At 72.7% G+C, this 18,913-nt stretch carries 16 protein-coding genes and 1 tRNA gene; 6 read left to right on the top strand and 11 right to left on the bottom strand.

The annotated features are described in order from the left end of the window. Positions 1-11: 11 nt before the first annotated feature. From BM333_RS01995 to BM333_RS02005, 3 genes are all read right to left on the bottom strand, one after another. Positions 12-476 (bottom strand): hypothetical protein, encoded by a 465-nt coding sequence (locus BM333_RS01995; RefSeq protein ID WP_143105744.1) that lies wholly within the window; start codon positions 474-476, stop codon positions 12-14. 54 nt (positions 477-530) lie between these two features. Next, the gene (locus BM333_RS02000) at positions 531-1,055 is read right to left on the bottom strand and encodes a hypothetical protein (RefSeq protein ID WP_092306752.1); all 525 of its coding nucleotides are present in this window, start codon (positions 1,053-1,055) and stop codon (positions 531-533) included. Between the two features lie 100 nt (positions 1,056-1,155). After that, on the bottom strand, positions 1,156-2,025 hold the full coding sequence (locus BM333_RS02005) for an isoaspartyl peptidase/L-asparaginase family protein (RefSeq protein WP_092306754.1): 870 nt from the start codon (positions 2,023-2,025) through the stop codon (positions 1,156-1,158). Between the two features lie 98 nt (positions 2,026-2,123). Between BM333_RS02005 and BM333_RS02010 the strand changes: the two genes are divergently transcribed. Next, positions 2,124-3,125 (top strand): NADPH:quinone oxidoreductase family protein, encoded by a 1,002-nt coding sequence (locus tag BM333_RS02010; protein ID WP_092306756.1) that lies wholly within the window; start codon positions 2,124-2,126, stop codon positions 3,123-3,125. Positions 3,126-3,130: 5 nt separating this feature from the next. Here the strand turns inward: BM333_RS02010 and BM333_RS02015 are convergent, their stop codons facing one another. Beyond that, positions 3,131-3,535: a YkvA family protein gene (locus BM333_RS02015; protein WP_092306758.1), complete on the bottom strand. Its 405-nt coding sequence runs from the start codon at positions 3,533-3,535 to the stop codon at positions 3,131-3,133. 54 nt (positions 3,536-3,589) lie between these two features. Here BM333_RS02015 and BM333_RS02020 point away from each other — a divergent pair, with 54 nt between their 5' ends. The 3 genes from BM333_RS02020 to BM333_RS02030 all read left to right on the top strand — a co-directional run bounded on the left by BM333_RS02020 (position 3,590) and on the right by BM333_RS02030 (position 4,978). Further along, a complete protein-coding gene (locus BM333_RS02020; protein ID WP_092306760.1) occupies positions 3,590-4,372 on the top strand; it encodes an SDR family oxidoreductase in 783 nt (260 codons plus the stop codon). Between the two features lie 119 nt (positions 4,373-4,491). Continuing rightward, positions 4,492-4,566: transfer RNA gene (locus BM333_RS02025), tRNA-Gly, on the top strand. A gap of 190 nt (positions 4,567-4,756) precedes the next feature. Then, on the top strand, positions 4,757-4,978 hold the full coding sequence (locus BM333_RS02030) for a hypothetical protein (RefSeq protein WP_092306763.1): 222 nt from the start codon (positions 4,757-4,759) through the stop codon (positions 4,976-4,978). Positions 4,979-5,056: 78 nt separating this feature from the next. On the opposite strand, the gene BM333_RS02035 is transcribed toward BM333_RS02030, so the two are convergent. Together BM333_RS02035 and BM333_RS02040 are read right to left on the bottom strand one after the other, a co-directional pair. Then, entirely contained in the window at positions 5,057-5,839 is a 783-nt protein-coding gene (locus tag BM333_RS02035; RefSeq protein WP_245777110.1) for an SDR family NAD(P)-dependent oxidoreductase, read from the bottom strand. 35 nt (positions 5,840-5,874) lie between these two features. After that, positions 5,875-6,345, bottom strand: coding sequence for an Rrf2 family transcriptional regulator (locus BM333_RS02040; RefSeq protein ID WP_092307571.1), 471 nt, complete (start codon positions 6,343-6,345; stop codon positions 5,875-5,877). Between the two features lie 156 nt (positions 6,346-6,501). On the opposite strand from BM333_RS02040, the gene BM333_RS02045 reads away from it, so the two are divergent. Both BM333_RS02045 and BM333_RS02050 read left to right on the top strand, forming a co-directional pair. Next, on the top strand, positions 6,502-8,475 hold the full coding sequence (locus BM333_RS02045; RefSeq protein WP_092306765.1) for a potassium transporter Kup: 1,974 nt from the start codon (positions 6,502-6,504) through the stop codon (positions 8,473-8,475). After that, positions 8,475-9,878: an RsmB/NOP family class I SAM-dependent RNA methyltransferase gene (locus tag BM333_RS02050; RefSeq protein WP_092306767.1), complete on the top strand. Its 1,404-nt coding sequence runs from the start codon at positions 8,475-8,477 to the stop codon at positions 9,876-9,878. The genes BM333_RS02045 and BM333_RS02050 overlap by 1 nt, the downstream gene beginning before the upstream one ends. Here BM333_RS02050 and BM333_RS02055 read toward each other — a convergent pair whose 3' ends face one another. The 5 genes from BM333_RS02055 to mutS form a co-directional block, all read right to left on the bottom strand. Continuing rightward, complete coding sequence (locus BM333_RS02055; RefSeq protein WP_092306769.1) at positions 9,879-10,568, bottom strand: GNAT family N-acetyltransferase; 690 nt, start codon at positions 10,566-10,568, stop codon at positions 9,879-9,881. 67 nt (positions 10,569-10,635) lie between these two features. Continuing rightward, positions 10,636-11,685, bottom strand: a complete 1,050-nt coding sequence (gene trpS / locus BM333_RS02060) for a tryptophan--tRNA ligase (RefSeq protein WP_092306771.1) — start codon at positions 11,683-11,685, stop codon at positions 10,636-10,638. 142 nt (positions 11,686-11,827) lie between these two features. Continuing rightward, positions 11,828-13,423, bottom strand: a complete 1,596-nt coding sequence (murJ, locus tag BM333_RS02065; RefSeq protein WP_092306773.1) for a murein biosynthesis integral membrane protein MurJ — start codon at positions 13,421-13,423, stop codon at positions 11,828-11,830. Between the two features lie 33 nt (positions 13,424-13,456). After that, positions 13,457-16,153, bottom strand: a complete 2,697-nt coding sequence (gene glnD / locus BM333_RS02070) for a [protein-PII] uridylyltransferase (protein WP_092306775.1) — start codon at positions 16,151-16,153, stop codon at positions 13,457-13,459. Next, positions 16,150-18,846, bottom strand: coding sequence for a DNA mismatch repair protein MutS (gene mutS, locus BM333_RS02075; protein WP_092306777.1), 2,697 nt, complete (start codon positions 18,844-18,846; stop codon positions 16,150-16,152). The genes glnD and mutS overlap by 4 nt, the downstream gene beginning before the upstream one ends. Between the last annotated feature and the right edge of the window lie 67 nt (positions 18,847-18,913).

Raw genomic sequence — 18,913 nt, forward strand, 5'->3', positions numbered from 1 at the left:
CCTCTTTCGTCTCAGCGGCTGAAGAGGTCGCGGCATACGGCTTCCCCGAAGGCGCGCGACGCGGCCGTCCGGTGGGCCGGCAGCCCGCCCTCGGGCGTGGAAACTTCAACCGAGATTCTCGCGCGGGCGATCACCCGGCCGCGCTCGACCAGTTCGACTGCGCCCGGCAGGTGAACCCGCCCGTCGTCGCGCAGCAGGGATCCGCTGCGGTCGAGATCGTGGATCCAGGCGCGCAGGGTCACGGGCCGGACGCCGGTCGCGCACCGGTCCAGCACCGGCCGCACCCCGGCCTCGAACGCCTCATGGAAGGCGTCGCGGGGATTGTAGAAGCTGCTCCGGACCTCGACGCGGTCGATATGGATCGCGTCGGTGGCGGCCGGCGGCAGCGGGAGGGGCGCGGCGTCGTCGAAACCGCCGGCGCAACCCGAAACGAGCGGGACGAGCCCGCCGAAGGCCAGGAGACGGTCCAGGGTCATCCCGTCAGTCTGGCCGGAGCCCGCCACGGGCCAAGTGAATTTCCGGCAATGGACTCAACCGCCCGTCGCGTTGTGGGGGCCGCGCGTACGCGGATTGCGGCCGAAGGCGGTGTCGCAGACGGCCCGGCCGAATTCCTCGGAGACCATCATCTGCCGGTCGCCGAGCAGGCCGCCGATACGTCCCCGGGCGCTGGTCGCCACCTCGACCGGGAAGCGGCCGACGACCCGCCGGTCCGGTCCCGGCAGGACGAATTCGACCGTGCCGCTGAGGGTGTGGACGCCGTCGCCGCGGAGCAGCGTCTCCAGCCGCCCGGCGCGATCCAGCCGGTCGAGATGGATGCGGACGTCGACCGGGGCCGTGCCGTGCATGCATCGGGACAGCTCCTCGCCGACCTCGTCGGAGAAGGTGTCGGAGAAGTCCTCCTCCGCTTCCAGCCACTCGCTGGAGACGATCACCGAGCCGAGCTGCGCCGTCTCCTGCAGACCCGGCGGCAGCTCCATCGGCGGCCCGCCCTCGATCACGGGGGCGCAGGCGGCGGCGAGCAGCCCGATAGCGGTGATGGCGATTCTGGCGTTCATGGCGAGCCCTCTTTCCGGCAAAGCTTAAGCCCGGCGGCCGGTGAACGCTGGATGAACCGCGCTCGGCGAAAGATGAAATCGCCGTAACGGTGGGCCGGGCTCAGCGCCCGAACACCTCGACGCCGATCTCGCCGCCGGGGGTCAGCCAGGCCCGCTTCATGCCCTGGCTGTTGTAGGGCTGGGCGAGGTTTCCATCGCGGTCGAGGGCGATCAGGCCGCCGTCGCCGCCGAGGCCGCCGAGGTCGTCGATCGTCGCCTGCGCGGCCGCGGCCAGCGACTGGCCGCCAGCCACGCGCCAGGCCGTCTGCACGCAGGCGGCGGTGCGGATGAAGTATTCGCCGACGCCGGTGGCCGATACGGCGACGCGGTCGTCGGCCCACGAGCCGGCGCCGGGCAGGGGGGTGTCGCCGACCCGGCCGGGCATCTTGCCGAACACGCCGGCGGTCGAGGTGGCCGCCGCCAGCCGGCCGTCGCCGTCCAGCACGCAGCAGCCGACGGTGCCGTGGCTCATGGCCTTGGGCGGATGGTTGTCGTCGCCCTGGCCCGCTTGGGTGAACCAGGCGGGTTCGTCCCCGATCGGCTCCAGCCCCTGTTCGGCGGCGAACAGGGCGGCGCCCTCGCCGGCCAGTATGACGTGGGGGGTGCGATCCATGACGGCGCGGGCGACCCGGATCGGGTTGCGGAAACCCTGCAGGGCCGCGACGGCGCCGGCGCGGCGGGTGGGCCCGTCCATCAGACTGGCGTCCAGTTCATAGGCGCCGGCGAGGTTGGGCGAGGCGCCGCGTCCGGCGACGTAGAGGCCGGAGTCCTCGAGCATGACCACCGCTTCCACGGCGACGTCGAGCGCCGGGGCTCCGGCGTCCAGCCGCGCCTTCATCGCCTCCACCACCTCGCGCATGTGCACGACCTCGCGGTCGTAGTTCACGCCGCGCCGGGCGCCGGCGCCGCCATGAAGGATGAGGGCGGTCATGGATCGGGGTCTCCTTGTCGCCCTATGCAACGGGCGAAGCGGTGCTTAGCGTTCCCCGATCACGCGCGCCACGGGGGCGTGCGAGCGAGAGACCGTTCATGCGCGCCATCCTGTCCACCGCCCCGGGCGGCCCCGAGACCCTGACCCTGGAGACGGTCGACGACCCGACGCCAGGCCGCGGCGAGGCGCTGGTGGCGGTGAAGGCGGTGGGGGTGAACTTCCCCGACACCCTGATCATCGAGGACCGCTACCAGTTCAGGCCGCAACGCCCGTTCTCGCCGGGCGGCGAGCTGGCCGGGGTGGTCGAGGCGCTGGGCGAAGGGACGGCCGGCGTCCAGGTCGGCGACCGGGTGATCGCCGTACCCGGCTGGGGCGGCATGGTGGAGAAGCTGGCGGTCCCGGCGGCGACGCTGATGAAGATCCCCGACCAGATGGATTTCGCCACGGCCGCGGCCCTGACCATGACCTACGGCACGAGCTACTATGCCCTCAAGGACCGGGCGCGGATGAAGCCGGGCGAGACCCTGCTGGTGCTCGGGGCGGCCGGCGGGGTCGGCATCGCCGCCGTGGAGCTGGGGAAGGCGATGGGAGCCCGCGTGGTCGCCGGCGTCTCGAGCGGGGACAAGGCCGCTTTCGCCCGGGCGGCCGGGGCGGACGAAACGGTGATCTATCCGCGCGGGCCGCTGGACCGAGATCAGCAAAAGGCCCTGGCCGCGGATCTGAAACGGGCCTTGGGCGGCGACGGAGCGGACGTGGTCTACGACGCGGTGGGCGGTGCCTACTGCGAGCCGGCGCTGAGAGCCATGAACTGGGATGGCCGCTATCTGGTGGTCGGCTTCCCGGCTGGCATCCCGGCCCCGCCGCTGAACCTGACCCTGCTGAAGTCCGTGTCCATCGTCGGCGTGTTCTGGGGCGCGGCGGTGATGCGCGACCCCGCCGCCCACGCGGCCAACATGGCCGACCTGTTCCGCCTGTGGAGCGAGGGCCGGATCCGGCCGCGCATCAGCCGGCGCTACCCGCTGGAGCACGCCGGCGAGGCGATCCGCGCGCTGGGCGACCGCAGCGCCATGGGCAAGATCGTGGTGACGGTGGCCGACTGACGGCCTCAGCCGGCGTCGGCCTTCAGCCGCTCCAGCGCCGCCTGGGCCGCCTCGCGGTGCCGGCGCTTCACATGCGCCCCGAGAGTGGCCAGCAGGGCGGCGATCACCGCCGCATCGTCGGTGAAGCCGATGCCGGCGAAGACGTCCGGAATGGCGTCGGTGGGCAGGACGAAATAGGCCAGCGCCCCCAGCATGATGCCCTTGGCGGTGGTCGGCGTCTGTGGATCGCGGGCCGCGAACCACACCGACAGCAGCTGGTCGGCGAACGGGATCCGCGCGGCCGTTCGCCGCACTTTCGGCCAGAAGCCGCGGGCGACCCGCACCTCGTTGACCTGCTGGACGGACGGCGTCAGGGCCCGGGACGGGTCCAGCGCCTCCTCCGGCGTGACAGGTTTGGTTTTGGCGGCCATGGCGGCTAAACCCCGCGACACTCTCAAGGTTCGAACAACATAGGGACTGAGGCCATGAAACTCGACGGGTCGATCGCGGCGGTGGTGACGGGCGGGGCCTCCGGCCTCGGCGAGGGCACGGCCCGGGCGCTGGCGGCGCAGGGGGTGAAGGTCGCCCTGTTCGACCTCAACGAGGAAGCGGGCGAACGCATCGCGAGCGAGATCGGCGGCGCGTTCTGCAAGGTCGATGTGACCGACGACGCCTCGGTCGCCGCCGGCTTCGGGAAGGCCCGGGCGGCACACGGCCAGGAGCGGCTGACCGTCAACTGCGCCGGCATCGCCACCGGCCAGAAGACGGTCTCGCGCAAGAAGGATACCGGCGAGATCCGCGCCCACGACATGGCCCAGTTCGAGCGCACCGTGCGGGTCAACCTGTTCGGCACCTTCCGCGTCCTGTCGCAGTCGGCGGCCGGGATGGTGACGCTGGAGCCGATGGCCGACGGCGAGCGCGGCCTGATCGTCAACACGGCCTCGGTGGCGGCCCAGGACGGCCAGATCGGCCAAGCCGCCTATTCGGCCTCCAAGGGCGGCGTCTACGCCATGACCCTGCCGGTCGCCCGCGACCTGGCCCAGGAAGGGGTGCGCTGCAACACCATCCTGCCCGGCATCATGTGGACGCCGATGATGGCGGGCATGGACCAGAAGATCCAGGACGCCCTGGCGGCGATGATCCCCTTCCCCAGCCGGCTGGGGACGCCGGCGGACTACGCCTCGCTGGTGCTGGAGCTGGCGCGCAACGTCTACATCAACGGCGAATGCATCCGTCTCGACGGGGCCATCCGGCTGGCGCCGCGCTGACGCGCGGAACGGGCGGTATCGCTCGCGACGCGGTCGCTCGCTGCTTGAGCGCAGTTTTTCTTCGATAGGGCTTGCGAGGGGCCGCGCGGGTCCGGTATAGGCCCGCCCTCGACTGAAGCGCGGGCGTAGCTCAGGGGTAGAGCATCACCTTGCCAAGGTGAGGGTCGGGCGTTCGAATCGCCTCGCCCGCTCCAGTCGGATCACGAAGAAGGCCCGGCTCCGGCCGGGCCTTTCTTGTTTCTTCACCCCCCAGCGGAGGAGTCGTTGCAGCCGCGACACAGGGCCCGGGGGCAGCACAACCTCGTATACAATCTGTGGGTTGACGACCGCCCCGCGACTGGGCAGGTTCGCAGCGCCCTGATCGAGGGCTATTGGAGACCTGCAATGAAGAAGACCATTGTGGCCGCCGCGATCGGGCTTTCGCTCCTCGGCGGTCAAGCCATCGCGCAGAACACCGCCGCCGCCCGCGTCGCCGATCGCATCGGCGCCCCGGCTGGCGAATCCAGCGAACTGATGGGCGCCCCCGCCGGCCTCATCTTCGCCGCCGCCACCGTCGCCGGCTTCCTGATCCTGTCGGAAGTCGCGGACGACACCGAGAGCGACTGATCCAGCGCTATTCGTGAGAGAGCCCGGTCGTCCCAACGGACGGCCGGGCTTTTTTGCGCCTGGAATCCGGCGGTGCGGTCAGATGCGCCGGAGCCGCCGGGCGTGGCCGCCGACCATGGCCAGGGCGAGGGCGTCAGGCAGATGCTTCCCCAGGGCCGCCAGCAGGACATTCGCCGCGCCCGGCGTGGCCTTCGGCCGGTTGAGCTCACAGGCCCGGTAGCCGACCCGCGCCACCTGCTCCGCCGTCTGCCACATCCACGCGGGATAGGCGGCCGAGACCTGCTCGCGGGTCCCGTTGACGTCGTGGAACTCCGTCAGGGTGTAGCCGGGACAGAGGGCGGTCACGTGCACCCCGGTCCCCCGCAGCTCCAGATGCAGGCCCTGCGAGGCCTTGATCAGGAAGCTCTTGATCGGCCCGTACAGGGTGTCGCCGCCGGTCGCCGGCATCTCGCCGGCGAGGGAGGCCACGTTGAGAATACGGCCGAAGCCCCGCTCGACCATCATCGGGGCGTACAGCCGCGCCAGCTCCACCGGCGCGGCCAGCATGACCCGGATCATGGCGGCGTGATCGGCGGGGTCGGTCTGCAGGAAGCCTGAGGTGCGACTGAAGCCGGCGTTGTTGACCAGGCCGTCGATGCGAAGCCCCCGGGCGGCGATCTCGTCGACCAGACGAGGCGGCGCAAGCGGATCGGACAGGTCGGCGGTGACCACCGTGGTCGAGACGCCCGTGGCGGCGAGCTCCGCCGCGAGCGCCTCCAGCGGCGCGCGCCGGCGCGCGGTGAGGATCACGTCCCAGCCGTTCGCGGCATAGAACCGGGCCAGCGCCGCGCCGATGCCCGCCGAGGCGCCGGTGACCAGCACGGTGCGCCGCTCGCCGGACGTCGACGGGGAGCGGCTCAGGCGGCGACCGGGCAGGACGCGTGCGGCTCCAGGCCGGCCAGCGACGGTGGGTTTTCGGCCAGCAGGTCGGCGATGCTGATCTTCGCCAGCGCCGCCGAGGCGGCCTGATCGGCGGCTGTCAGGGCCTTGGCCACCTGGCGGGGGATGTGCTCGCTGACGGGGCAGCCCTTGGCGCCGGCGGGCGGCGATCCCAGGTGGGCGCAGCCGTTCACCGCCTTGAGCACCTGGTCGAGAGTGATCTGTTCGGGTCGCCGCAGCAGCCACGCCCCGCCGGACGCCCCGGGACGGGTGGCGATCAGGCCGGCCCGGGCCAGCATGGCCGTGACGCGTCGCACCACGACCGGGTTGGTCGGCACCGAGGCCGCCAACACGGCGCTCGCGGCGGCCTCGGCCGGCGAGTAGGCGCCCTTGTGGGCCAGATAGGCCAGGGCGTGGGCGGCGACGGGGAAGCGTTGGCTGTCGGACATATCGGTTCGGACGAAGATAAGCACGGTCTGACGGTTTCACAAACCGGGCGGGCCTTCGCAGGTGCAGCGCGATTGAACCCGGAGAGGAAAGCGCCTAAAGGCTCGCCGCCTGTTTGATGGGGACCGCGGCTGGTGCGGACGCCCCGGAGGAAGTTCATGGCCGGGACCCTTCCCGAGACGACGGACGCCGCGTCCGCCGCCGCCAGCAGCACCCCCGCCACCGCCGATTCCGCCGCCGGGACGCCGCACGCCGGCGGCCACGGTCGGGGCGGCGCGGGCAAGATCGGCCTGATCGTCGGCGCCATCGGCGTCGTCTTCGGCGACATCGGCACCAGCCCGCTCTACGCCCTGCGCGAGGCGCTGGCCCATTCGCGCAGCGGCGGCCAGGCGGAACTGGCCGTGCTGGGCACCGTCTCGCTGATGTTCTGGGCCCTGATCCTGGTGGTCACGGTCAAGTACGTCTTCTTCCTCATGCGAGCCGACAACAAGGGCGAGGGCGGCACCCTCGCCCTGATGGCGCTGGCCCAGCACGCCATCGGCCGCCGTTCGGGCCTGGTGTTCCTGTTCGGCGTCTGCGGCGCCGCCATGTTCTACGGCGACGGCGCCCTGACCCCGGCGGTGTCCGTGCTGTCGGCCGTCGAAGGCCTGCGCGATGCCCCCGGCGTCGGCCGAGCACTCTCACCGTTCGTGCTGCCGATCGCCGCCGCCATCCTCATCGGCTTGTTCATGGTGCAGGCGCGCGGCACCGCCAGCATGGCGAGGGCCTTCGGTCCGATCACCACCATCTGGTTCCTGGTCATGGCCGGGCTGGGGCTCAGCCATCTGGTCGACAATCCCGAGATCCTCCGGGCCCTGTCGCCCCACTACGGCGTGCTGTTCCTGATCGACAACGGCTTCCTCGGCTTTGTGCTGCTGGGCAGCGTCTTCCTCGCCGTCACGGGGGCCGAGGCGCTTTACACTGACATGGGCCACTTCGGGAAAGCCCCGATCCGGGCCGGCTGGCTGTGGTTCGTTCTGCCCTGCCTCACCCTGACCTATCTCGGCCAGGGAGCCATGGTGCTGGGGGACCGCGCCGCCGCGGCCAATCCGTTCTGGGCCATGATTCCCGATCCGCTCTACTGGCCGGTGCTCGTCCTCGCCACCCTCGCAACTATCATCGCCAGCCAGGCGGTGATCACCGGCGCCTTCTCCCTCACCCAGCAGGCGGTGCAGCTGGGCCTGCTGCCGCGCCTGACCATCCTGCAGACCAGCGAAAGCCAGGCTGGGCAGATCTACGTGCCCGGCGTCAACATGATGCTGCTGGCGGCGGTCCTGGTCCTGCTGGTGCTGTTTCCGACCTCGTCGCAGCTGGCCGGCGCCTACGGCGTGTCGGTGACCGGCGCCATGCTGGTCGATACCCTGCTTGCCTTCTTCATCGTGCGCCGGTTGTGGAAGTGGAGCCTGCCGCTCAGCCTGCTCGCCCTCGCCCCCTTTCTCGTCATCGACCTGGCCTTCTTCGGCTCCAACCTGCTCAAGGTTCCGCAGGGCGCATGGGCCCCCCTGCTGCTCGGCGGCATCCTCGTGCTGATCATGTGGACCTGGGTGCGCGGCACCCGGATTCTCACCGACAAGACCCGCAAGGACAGCCTGCCGCTGACCGACCTGATCGAGATGCTGCGGGCGCGGCCGCCCCACCGGGCGCCGGGCACGGCCATCTTCCTGACCTCCGACCCGGACATCGCGCCGGTGGCGCTGATGCACAATCTCAAGCACAACAAGGTGCTGCACGAGAAGAACATCATCCTGACCGTGCGCACCACAGACCGGCCGCGCGTCGACCCGGCGAAGCGGGTGTCGATCGAGCCGATTTCGGAGGACTTCAAGAAGCTGACCCTGTCGTACGGCTTCATGGAGCAGCCCAATGTGCCCAAGGCGCTGGGCCTGTGCCGCAGGCAGGGGCTGAAGTTCGACATCATGTCGACCAGCTTCTTCCTCGGTCGCCGTTCGGTGGTGCCGTCCGCCGCCGCCGGCATGCCGCTCTGGCAGGACCGCATCTTCATCTTCCTGATGCGCAACGCCGCCAATCCGACCGACTTCTTCCGCATCCCGCCCGGCCGCGTGGTCGAGCTCGGCACCCAGGTGTCGGTCTGATGGCCGATCAGAAGGGTCGGGGACCGAAGGGCGAGGGGCGCAACTCGGGGGCGCGGGGCCGCCGCGTGGCGGAAAAGGCGCGCGGCCCCCGCCCGCCGCGCCCGGACGCGCCGCGCGACGAGGCGGCCGACATCGGGGTCGAGGCGCGGCAGGCCGCCGGCGTGCTGCTCAACGCGGCGCTGGAAGGCCGCGGCGGGCTCGACGCGGCCCAGTCCTTCCGCGAGGTGGCCGGCCTGCCGGGGCCCGACCGCGCCTTCGCCCGCGCCGTGGCCATGGCCGCCCTGCGCCGGCTCGGCGAGATCGACCAGATCCTCGACCGCCGCCTGCAGAAGGCCCCGCCGGCGGCGGTTCGGACCATCCTGCGCGTGGCCCTGGCCCAGACCCTGGTGCTGGAGACCCCGGCCTTCGCGGCGGTGTCGACCGCGGTCAAGCTGGCCGAACGCGACCCGAAGACCCGGCCCTACAAGAACCTGGTCAACGCTGTGCTCCGCAGCGTCGGCCGCGACGGCCCCGGCCTGACCACGGCCGAATCCAACCTGCCCGACTGGATCGCCGCCCGCTGGCGCGCGACCTACGGGGAGGCGGCGCTGGCCGGCCTGGCGCTGGCCGCCCGCGAGGAGCCGCCGACCGATCTGAGTGTGAAGCCGGACGTCGACCCGGCCGCCGTGGCCGACGCCGTCGACGGCGAGGTCCTGCCGGGCGGCGCGGTCCGCACCGGCCGGCGCGGCGACATCGCGACCTGGCCCGGCTTCGACGACGGGACTTGGTGGGTGCAGGACGCCGCCGCCGCGGTTCCCGTGCGCCTGCTCGATCCGAAGCCCGGCGAGGCGATCGCCGACCTGTGCGCCGCACCCGGGGGCAAGACCCTGCAGCTGGCCGCGGCCGGCGCTTCGGTCGTGGCTCTGGACCGCTCCGACAAGCGTCTCAACCGCCTGCGCCAGAACCTGGAACGGACGGGGCTGGAGGCGGAGATCGTCGTCACCCCCGCCGAGGACTGGGACGACCCGCGCGCCTTCGACGCCGTGCTGTTGGACGCGCCCTGCACGGCCACCGGCACCTTCCGCCGCAATCCCGAAGTGCTGCGCGCCACCCGCCCCGCCGACGTGGCCAAGCTGGCCGACGTCCAGCACCGCCTGCTCGACGCCGCCGCCGGGCGGGTGAAGCCGGGCGGCCGGCTGGTCTATTGCGTCTGCTCGCTGGAGCGCGAGGAGGGCGAGACCCAGATCATCGCCTTCCTGCGCCGCAACCCCGCCTTCCGCACCGCCCCGGCCGATCCGGCCGCGCTGGGCGCGCCCGTCGAGGCGCTGACGCCCGAGGGCTGGCTGCGCATCCTGCCCTCGATGTGGGCAGAGAAGGGCGGGCTGGACGGCTTCTTCGTCGCGCGGCTCGACCGGGTGGCCTGATCAGGCCGCCGGACCTTCCAGGACCGTGTAGGTGACCGTGGTCCGCCCCCGGAAGCCGAGCGTCTCATAGAGCGCGATGGTCGCGGCGTGCGAGGCGTAGGCGTGCAGGAAGGCCCGCTCGCCGCGTTCGAGGATGCGCTGCGTGACCGCCCGCATCAGCGCCCCGGCGTAGCCTCGGCCGCGGAAATCGGGATGGGTGCACACCCCCGACACCTCGGTGAAGCCGTCGGGCTTCATCCGCTCGCCGGCCATGGCGACGAGCCGCCCGTCGACCTTCACCCCGATGAAGTCGCCCAGACGATGGGTCTTGCCGAAGAAAGGTCCGGGGACGGTGAGCGTGGCCAGCGCCAGCATGTCGGCGGCGTCGGCCTCGCCGAGCGCCTCGAAGGCGACGTCGCGGCCGCCCGGCGTCAGCGAGGCGGCGACCATCTGCACGCAGGCCGCCTGCGCCCGCACGACGGCGCCCGCCGGCAGCGGCATCTCGCCCGCCTCGACCAGCCCCATGCCGTTCGGGGAGACGTTCAGCGCCGCCAAGGCCGCCGTGTTCTCCGGCGAGGCGTCGGCGGCCGCCGCGAACAGGGCGTAGTCGGGATCAAAGCGCAGGGCGCGGACGTCGCCCCGCGCCAGCCCCGACTGGCGACTGGTCAGGGCGCTCCACACGGGTCGGTCAAGCGGGTGGGCGAGGTTCATGGCCGTCGATCTAGCGCACGACGCGCCGGACGCCAGCCGCCGGAGCGGCGCGGCGTCCGGAATCCGCTCAGGCCCGCCAGAAACCGACGATCTGCTTGACCTCGTCGACCACCGGGTCGGCGATGGCGGCGGCGCGTTCGGCCCCGTCCTTCAGCACCCGGTCGACCTCGGCCGGGTCGGCCATCAGCCGCCGCATCTCGGCCGAGACCGGCTCCAGGGCGGACACCGCCAGCTCCGCCAGCGCCGGCTTGAACTGGCCGAAGCCCTGCCCGGCGAACTGCGCCAGCACCTGCTCGCGGCTGATGTCGGCGAGGGCGGCGTAGATGGTCACCAGGTTCTTCGCCTCGGCGCGGTTCTCCAGCCCCTCGAGCGTCTCGGGCAGCACCTCCGGGTCTGTGCGGGCCTTGCGGATCTTGGCGACGATGGCGTCGGCGTCGTCGGTCAGGTTGATGCGCGACTGGTCCGAGGGATCGGACTTGGACATCTTGGCCGCACCGTCGCGCAGGCTCATCACCCGCGGAGCGGGGCCCTGGGTCAGGGGCTCGGGCAGGGGGAAGAAGCCGGGGACGCCGAAGTCGTTGTTGAACTTGGCGGCGATGTCGCGGGTCAGCTCGAGGTGCTGCTTCTGGTCCTCGCCGGTCGGCACCTCGGTGGCCTTGTACAGCAGGATGTCGGCCGCCTGCAGCACCGGATAGGTGTACAGGCCGACCGAGGAGCGCTCCTTGTGTTTGCCGGACTTCTCCTTGAACTGGGTCATCCGGTCGAGCCAGCCGAGGCGGGCGACGCAGTTGAAGATCCACGCCAGCTCCGAATGGGCCCGGACGGCCGACTGCGGGAAGATCACCGACTTCGCCGGGTCGAGGCCGGAGGCCAGGTAGGCGGCGGCGATCTCGCGCGTCTGGGCGGTCAGCAGGGCCGGGTCCTGCCAGACCGTGATGGCGTGCAGATCGGCCACGAACAGGAAACAGGGCGCCCCCTGGTCCTGCAGTTGGGTGAAGCGCTTCAGGGCGCCGAGATAGTTGCCCAGGTGCAAGGCGCCGGAGGCCTGGATGCCGGACAGGATGCGGCGGGGGCCCCCGTAGGCCGGAGCGGAGGGGGCCGGGGTCTGGTCGGTCATGGGTCGTGAACTCGGGAGGAGGGCAGGATCAGGCGCGCGCGGACGCGCAGAGAAGGTGGCGGCGGATCAGCCGCGCCATCGCCGGCCGGCGAACATCTGTCCCGAAGGCGTCATCACGGCCCGCTTATCGCGGCCTCGGCGGTCAGTCCAGAGCGGACGGGACCGAGGATCCCGGCTCGCGCCGCAGCACCGCCTTCAGCTCCGTCACCGTGACCGCCCGGAAGAGCAGCAGGGCGGCCCCGTAGACGACGGCGCCGACGCCGCAGACGACCAGCACGGCGATCTCCTTGGCCAGCAACAACCGGCTCAGCGTGTCGTAGCCGACCCCGGCCGCCACCAGAACCGCGGCCATGGCGGCGGTCGCCGCCAGCACCCGCGCCATGCGGCCGACGAAGCGCGCGGAGGGCGCCCAGACATGCTCGCGCACCAGGGTTCCGCCCAGCAGGCCGACGTTCAGCCATGCCGACAGGCTGGTCGCCACCGCCAGGCCCAGCACCCCGTCGCCGCCACTGCGCGAGATCCAGAAGAACAGCGCCGTGCCGACGATGACGGTGAAGATCACGGCCGTCACCGCGTAGATCATCGGCCGGCGGGTGTCCTCGCGGGCGAAGAAGGGCGGGGTCAGCACCTTGGCCAGCACGAAGGCCGGCACGCCCCAGGCGAACTGGCGCAGCACATCGGCGGTGCGCGCCGCGTCGGCCGAGGTGAAGGCCCCGCGCGTCACCGTGGCGTCGATCAGGAAGTAGGGGATGGTGAACAGGGCCACGGCGGCCGGCAGGGTGAAGACCATGGCCAGGGTGACCCCGTCGTCGAGCGTGCGACGCCCGCCGTCGTGGTCGCCGGCGACGAAGGCCCGCGTCAGGCGGGGCACCAGCGCCAGGCCGATGGCGACGCCGATCAGGCCGAGCGGCAGCTGGTAAAGGCGGTCGGCGTTGTAGAGCACGGAGCGGGCCCCCTCGTCCGAACCGGCCAGCACCTGGCTGACCACCGAGTTGATCTGCATGGCGCCGCCCGCGAGCGCCCCCGGCACGGCCAGGGCGAGGGTGCGGCGCACGCTCGGAGTCAGCCGCGGCCACGACAGGTTCAGCCGAACGCCGAGCCGGCGAACGCCGCGCCACAGCAGGGCCGCCTGGACGACGCCCGACGCCGTCACCGCCGCGGTCACCCACAGCAGCACCGTCGCCTGACTGGCGGGGAAGGCGTAGGCGGCCAGCAGCGGGGCAAGGGTGCACAGGTTCAGGAAGATCGGCACCGCCGCCGACAGGGCGAACCGGCCGGCGGTGTTCAGCACCCCCGAGAGCAGCGAGGCGATGGTCATGCAGGCGAGGTAGGGCATGGCCAGCTGGGTCGCCGTCACCGCCACCCGCAGCACCGCGGGATCGTCGCGGTAGGTCGACAGCAGCCACGGCATGATCCACGGCATCAGCACCTGCAGCAGGATGGTGAAGCCGGCGACCACGGCGAACATGAAGGACAGGGCCTCCGAGGCGGTGACCGCCGCCGCCTCGTCCCCGTCCCGCGCCCGCACGCCGCCATAGACCGGCACGAAGGCCTGGGCGAAGGCGCCCTCCGCGAACAGCCGCCGGAACATGTTGGGTAGCATCAGCGCGGTGGTGAAGGCGTCCATCATCGGCCCCTGGCCGAAGCGGGCGGCCAGCGCCATGTCGCGAGCGAAGCCGAGCACGCGGCTCCCTAGCGTCAAAGACGACTGCACCAGGGTGTTGCGGGCCAGGCTCATCGGGAACTCGGGATTTGCGGGATCGGGCGAGGCTTAGCCTGCTTCCGCGGCGGGCGATACGGTCCGGTGGGGCCGCCGGCGGCGGATCTCGGTGACGTCGCGCTGGCTGGCCCGGACCGGCGTCGAGACCGGCGGGACGGCCGGCTCGGGGCGGTCCAGCACCCGCTCCAGCGCCGTCCGCAACTGCTCGAGCGCCGGGCCGGTCTGCGGCTTCCGGCCCTCGCCGTCGGTGACGTAGAAGCTGTCCACCGCCCGCTCGCCGAAGCCGGCGATATGGGCCGACCGGATCGACAGGCCGTGGTCGGCCAGCACGCGCGCGACATCCGCCAGCAGGCCGGGGCGGTCGGCCCCCGACGCCTCGATCACCGCCGCATCCGGAGACTCCTCCAGATCGATCAGCGCGACCGGCCGCACGTCGAAGGTGGCGCGCCGCGGGCTGGGCCGGTCGGACGGCGGCGCCGCCCTCGCCTCCCCGCGCGCGGCCTTCTCCAGCGCCGCGGTGAGGCGGACCAGCCGCCGCGGCTCGGCCTCTCCGTAAGGCGCGCCCGCCCCGTCCTGCAGCTCGAACACGTCGATGGCCGTGCCGTCGGCCGCGGTGGCGACCCGGGCCCCGACCACGTCCGCCCCGGCCACGGCCAGCGCGGCGGCGAGGTCGGCGAACAGGCCGGGCCGGTCGCGCGCCGCCACCGCCACCCGCGTGGCCGGCCGGACCTCATCGCCCTCGTCCGCCTCCCGATCCGCCACCACCTCGGCGGCGCCGCCGCTCTCCGCCGCCCGCGCGACCAGCGCCGGATACTCCTCCAGCGGATCGATGCGGCTGACGCCCTCGCCCCGGAACACCGCCTCGGTGCGCAGGTAGAGATCGCGCATCAGCCGCCCCTTCCAGCCGTTCCACACCCCCGGCCCGACGGCGCGGATGTCCGCCACAGTCAGCACCAGCAAGGTGCGCAGCCGCTCGGGATCCCCGACGATCCCGGCGAAGCCGCGCACCGTGGCCGGATCGGACACGTCGCGCTTCTGGGCGTAGTCGGACAACACCAGGTGATGGCGCACCAGCCAGACCACGAACTCGGTGCGCCGCGGGTCCAGCCCCAGCCGGTCGCACGCCCGGCGCGCGGCGATGGCCCCGTCCTCCAGCTGCCCACGGTCGCCGCCCTTGCCGACGTCGTGCAGCAGCATGGCCAGCATCAGGGCCTCGAAGTCGGCGATGCGGTGCACGATCTCCGAGGCGTTGGGGTGCTCCGCCTTCAGCTTGCCCCGCCACAGGTCGTTGATGATCCCGACCGCCTGCAGGGTGTGCTCGTCCACCGTGTAGGCGTGGTACATGTTGAACTGGGTCTGGCCGACGATCCGCCCCCACTCGGGCAGGAAGCGGCCCAGCAGGCCCGTCTCGTTCATCAGCGTCAGGGTGCGGTAGGGCCGCTGCCCCTGCGCCAGGATGTCGAGGAAGGCCCGGGTCGCCTCCGGATCGCGCCGCAGCGAGGGCGTCACCAGCGACAGCGACCGGGTCACCGCCGAGAAGGCGTCGGGGTGCAGGTCGAGGTCATGCTCGTCCGCCGTGCGGAACAGGATCAGCAGCTTGGCGGGGTCGTCGGCGAAGACCTCGGGTCCGGTCACCGACAGTCGGCCGGCGACGCGCACGAAGCCCTCGATCCCCAGCTTGCGCCGCCGCCCCCGGATCAGGCGCGACAGGCTCAGCGCCTTCTTCTGCTCGCGCGCCTCCAGCTTGGCCGACATGGCGCGGGTCAGCGCCCCGACGTCCCGGGCGACGATGAAGTAGCGGCGCATGAAACGCTCCACCGCCGGCTCGTCACCACGTCCGCGCCAGCCCATCCGCCGCGCCACCTCGGGCTGCAGGTCGAAGGTCAGCTTTTCCTCCGCCCGGCCGGCGACGAGGTGGAGGTGGGCCCGCGTGCGCCACAGGAAGTCGAACGACTCCTCGAAGGTGCGACGCTCGCGCGCGGTCAGGAGGTCGTCCAGCACCCGCGCGCCGAGCGGGCTGTCGGGCGCCAGCGAGCGGGCGATCCAGAACAGGGTGTTGAGGTCGCGCAGGCCGCCCTTGCCGTCCTTGACGTTGGGCTCGACCCGGTAGCGCACCGCCCCGGCCTTGCGGTGGCGCACGTCCCGCTCCTCCAGCTTGGCCGCGATGAACGGCCGGGGGTCGGCCTTGCGCACCATGGCCTGGAAGCGCGTGATGAAGCTCTCCGCCAGCTCCGCGTCGCCGGCCAGCGGCCGCGCCTCCAGGAGGGCGGTCCGCACCGTCATGTCGCGCTTCGCGAGCGCGAGGCTTTCGTCGACCGAGCGAACCGCCGAACCGACCTTCACCCCCAGATCCCACAGCACGTAGAGCATGAACTCGGCGACCTGCTCGCTGCGCGGGGTCGACTTCCACGGCCGCAGGAACAGCAGGTCGAGGTCGGACCAGGGCGCCAGCACCGCCCGCCCGTAGCCCCCCACGGCGAGCAGGGTCAGCCGTTCGGCCTCGGTCGGATTGGGCGCTGGATAAAGAACCTCCGCCGCGAGACGCCACAGCGCCTGCAGCATCTCGTCCGCGGCGGCGGCGTACAGCCGGGCCACCGTCACGCCGTCGGCGCCGGCCTCCAGCCTCCGCGCCGCCCGCGCCCGCCCCGCCTCCCAGGCCTCGCGCAGGATCTCCGCCGCCGCCCGGCGCACGTCCGGGACCGAGGCCGCCGCCGCCGCCGCCAGCCGGGCGTCGAGGTCGTCGCTCACCGGCCCGCCAGCCCCTTGAGCCGGTACAGCGCCTCCAGCGCCTCGCGGGGGCTCAGGTCGTCCGGGTCGATGCCCGACAGGGCGTCCTCCACCGCCGAGGCGCGCGGCGGCGGAGGCGGCGGCTCGGCCACCGCGAACAGGGGCAGGTCGTCGAGGCTGGAGGCCGCCTGCTTCTCCCCTTCCAGCCGGTCCAGCACCTCACGGGCGCGGGCCACCACCGCCGGCGGCACGCCCGCCAGCTTCGCCACCTGCACCCCGTAGGAGCGATCCGCCGCCCCCGGCGCCGCCTCGTGCAGGAAGACCAGCTCGCCGTTCCACTCCCGGGCCCGCATCGACAGGTTGCAGACGTGGGCCAGCCGCGTCTCCAGCCCGGCCAGCTCGTGATAGTGGGTGGCGAACAGGGTGCGGGCGCGGTTGCGGTCGTGCAGCGCCTCGGCCGTGGCCCAGGCGATGGCCAGCCCGTCCCAGGTGGCCGTGCCGCGGCCGATCTCGTCCAGCACCACGAAGCTGCGCGCCGTCGCCTGGGTCAGGATCGCCGCGGTCTCGACCATCTCCATCATGAATGTCGAGCGCCCCCGCGCCAGGTCGTCGCCCGCCCCGACGCGGCTGAACAGCCGGTCGACCACGCCCAGCCGCATCGCCTTCGCCGGCACGAAGGCGCCGGCCTGGGCCAGCACCACCAGCAGGGCGTTCTGGCGCAGGAAGGTCGACTTGCCGGCCATGTTCGGGCCGGTGACGATCGACAATCGCGCGCAGGCCGACCCCGAGCCGTCCAGCCGGCAGTCGTTGGGGGTGTAGGGGTCGCCCTGCGCCTTCACGGCCGCCTCGACCACCGGGTGGCGGCCCGCCGTCACCTCGAAGCACAGGCCGTCGTCGACCTCCGGCCGCACCGCCCCGACCTCCTCGGCCCACGCCGCCAGGGCCGCATGGGCGTCCAGCTCGGCCAGCGCCTCGGCCACGGCCTGCAGAGGCCGGGCCAGCGTCTGCACCGTGCGTCGCCAGCCCTCGAAGGTCTCGGCTTCGATGGCCAGCGCCCGCTGCCCCGCCTGACTGATCTTCGCATCCAGCTCCGACAGCTCGACTGTCGTGAACCGCACCTGGTTGGCCAGGGTCTGGCGGTGGATGAACGGGCTCTCCGCGGCGGGCCGCAGCAAGGGCTCGGCCGCCTTCGCGCTCGCCTCGAGGAAATAGCCCAGCACGGCGTTGTGGCGAACCTTGAAGGCCACGCCGGACTCCGCGACCGCGCGGGCCTCCAGCTCGGCCACCACGCGGCGACTGTCGTCGCGCAGGGCCCGCGCCTCTTCCAGCTCCGGCCGGAAGCCGGCCTCCACGAAGCCGCCGTCGCGGGCGAGGTGCGGCGGCTCGGCGACCAGGCCGGCCGTCAGCTCCGCCAGCAGCCGCCCCACCTCCGGCGTCAGGGTGAGCCGGTCGAGACATTCGGCGATCCGCGCCGGCGGGCCGGTCAGGGGATCGCGCGCCGGCGGGAACAGGCCGGCCACACCTTCCGCGATCGACAGGCCGGTGCGGATGGCGGCCAGATCGCGCGGCCCGCCCCGCCCCAGCGCCAGCCGCGACACGGCCCGGGCCACGTCCGAGGACCCCTTCAGCCCGTCGCGCAGGTCGCGGCGCAGGTCGCGGCGCTCCAGCAGCCATTCGACCGCGTCGAGCTGGTGGTTGATCGCCGTCGGGTCGCGCAGCGGCCGGGCGACGCGCTCGGCCAGCGCCCGGGCCCCGCCCGAGGTGACGGTGCGGTCGATGCAGGCCAGCAGCGACCCGTCGCGCTCGCCCCTCTGGGTGCGGTCGATCTCGAGGCTCAGCCGGGTGGCCGGGTCGATGGCGAGGAAGCCGCTGTCGCCCGAGCGGCGCGGCGGCCGCAGCGCCGGAGCCTTGCCGGCCTGGGTCGTCTCCAGGTAGGCGGCGACGAGACCCAGCGCCGAGACCTCGCACTCCTCGAAGGCTCCGAAACCGTCCAGCGACGCGACCCCGTACAGCCGCTCGACCCGCGTCCGGGCCCCGACCGGCTCGGCCAGCGCCTGCGGCAGGGCCTGGACCACCCCGCCGCACCCGTCCAGCGCCGCCTTGGCGCTCTCGTCGCCGAACAGCCGGTCCGGAACCAGCACCTCCGACGGCCGGAACGAGGCCAGCGCCGCCCCGAGGTCCTCAAGACCGCAGGCGATCACATCGACCTCGCCGGCCGACAGTTCGACCACCGCCACGGCCGCCCGCCCACGGCGCAGCGCCACCGCCGCCAGCCGGTTGGCCCCACGCGCGTCCAGCAGACTGTCCTCGGTCAGGGTGCCGGGCGTCACCACCCGCACGATGTCGCGCCTCACCACCGCCTTGGAGCCGCGCTTCTTCGCCTCGGCCGGGTCCTCCATCTGCTCGCAGATGGCCGCCTTGAAGCCCTGCCGGATCAGCCGCGCCAGATAGCCCTCCAGCGCGTGCACCGGCACCCCGGCCATCGGGATGTCCTCGCCCTGGTGCTTGCCGCGCTTGGTCAGGGTGATGCCCAGCGCCGACGCGGCGATCTCGGCGTCCCGGAAGAACAGCTCGTAGAAGTCGCCCATGCGGAAGAACAGAATGGCGTCCGGCTGGCTGGCCTTGGCCGCCAGGAATTGCGCCATGACCGGCGTCACGCCCTCGGCGGACGGCAGGTCGGCGGCTTTCGGCGGGGGGACGAGCGGAGCGTTCATGGGGAGCGGCGCAGGGTGAAGGAATGCGCCTGCGCGCTCAAGCCACAGCGGGCCGTCTTGCACAGAC

The sequence above is a fragment of the Brevundimonas viscosa genome (assembly GCF_900116065.1).
GTDB lineage: Bacteria > Pseudomonadota > Alphaproteobacteria > Caulobacterales > Caulobacteraceae > Brevundimonas > Brevundimonas viscosa.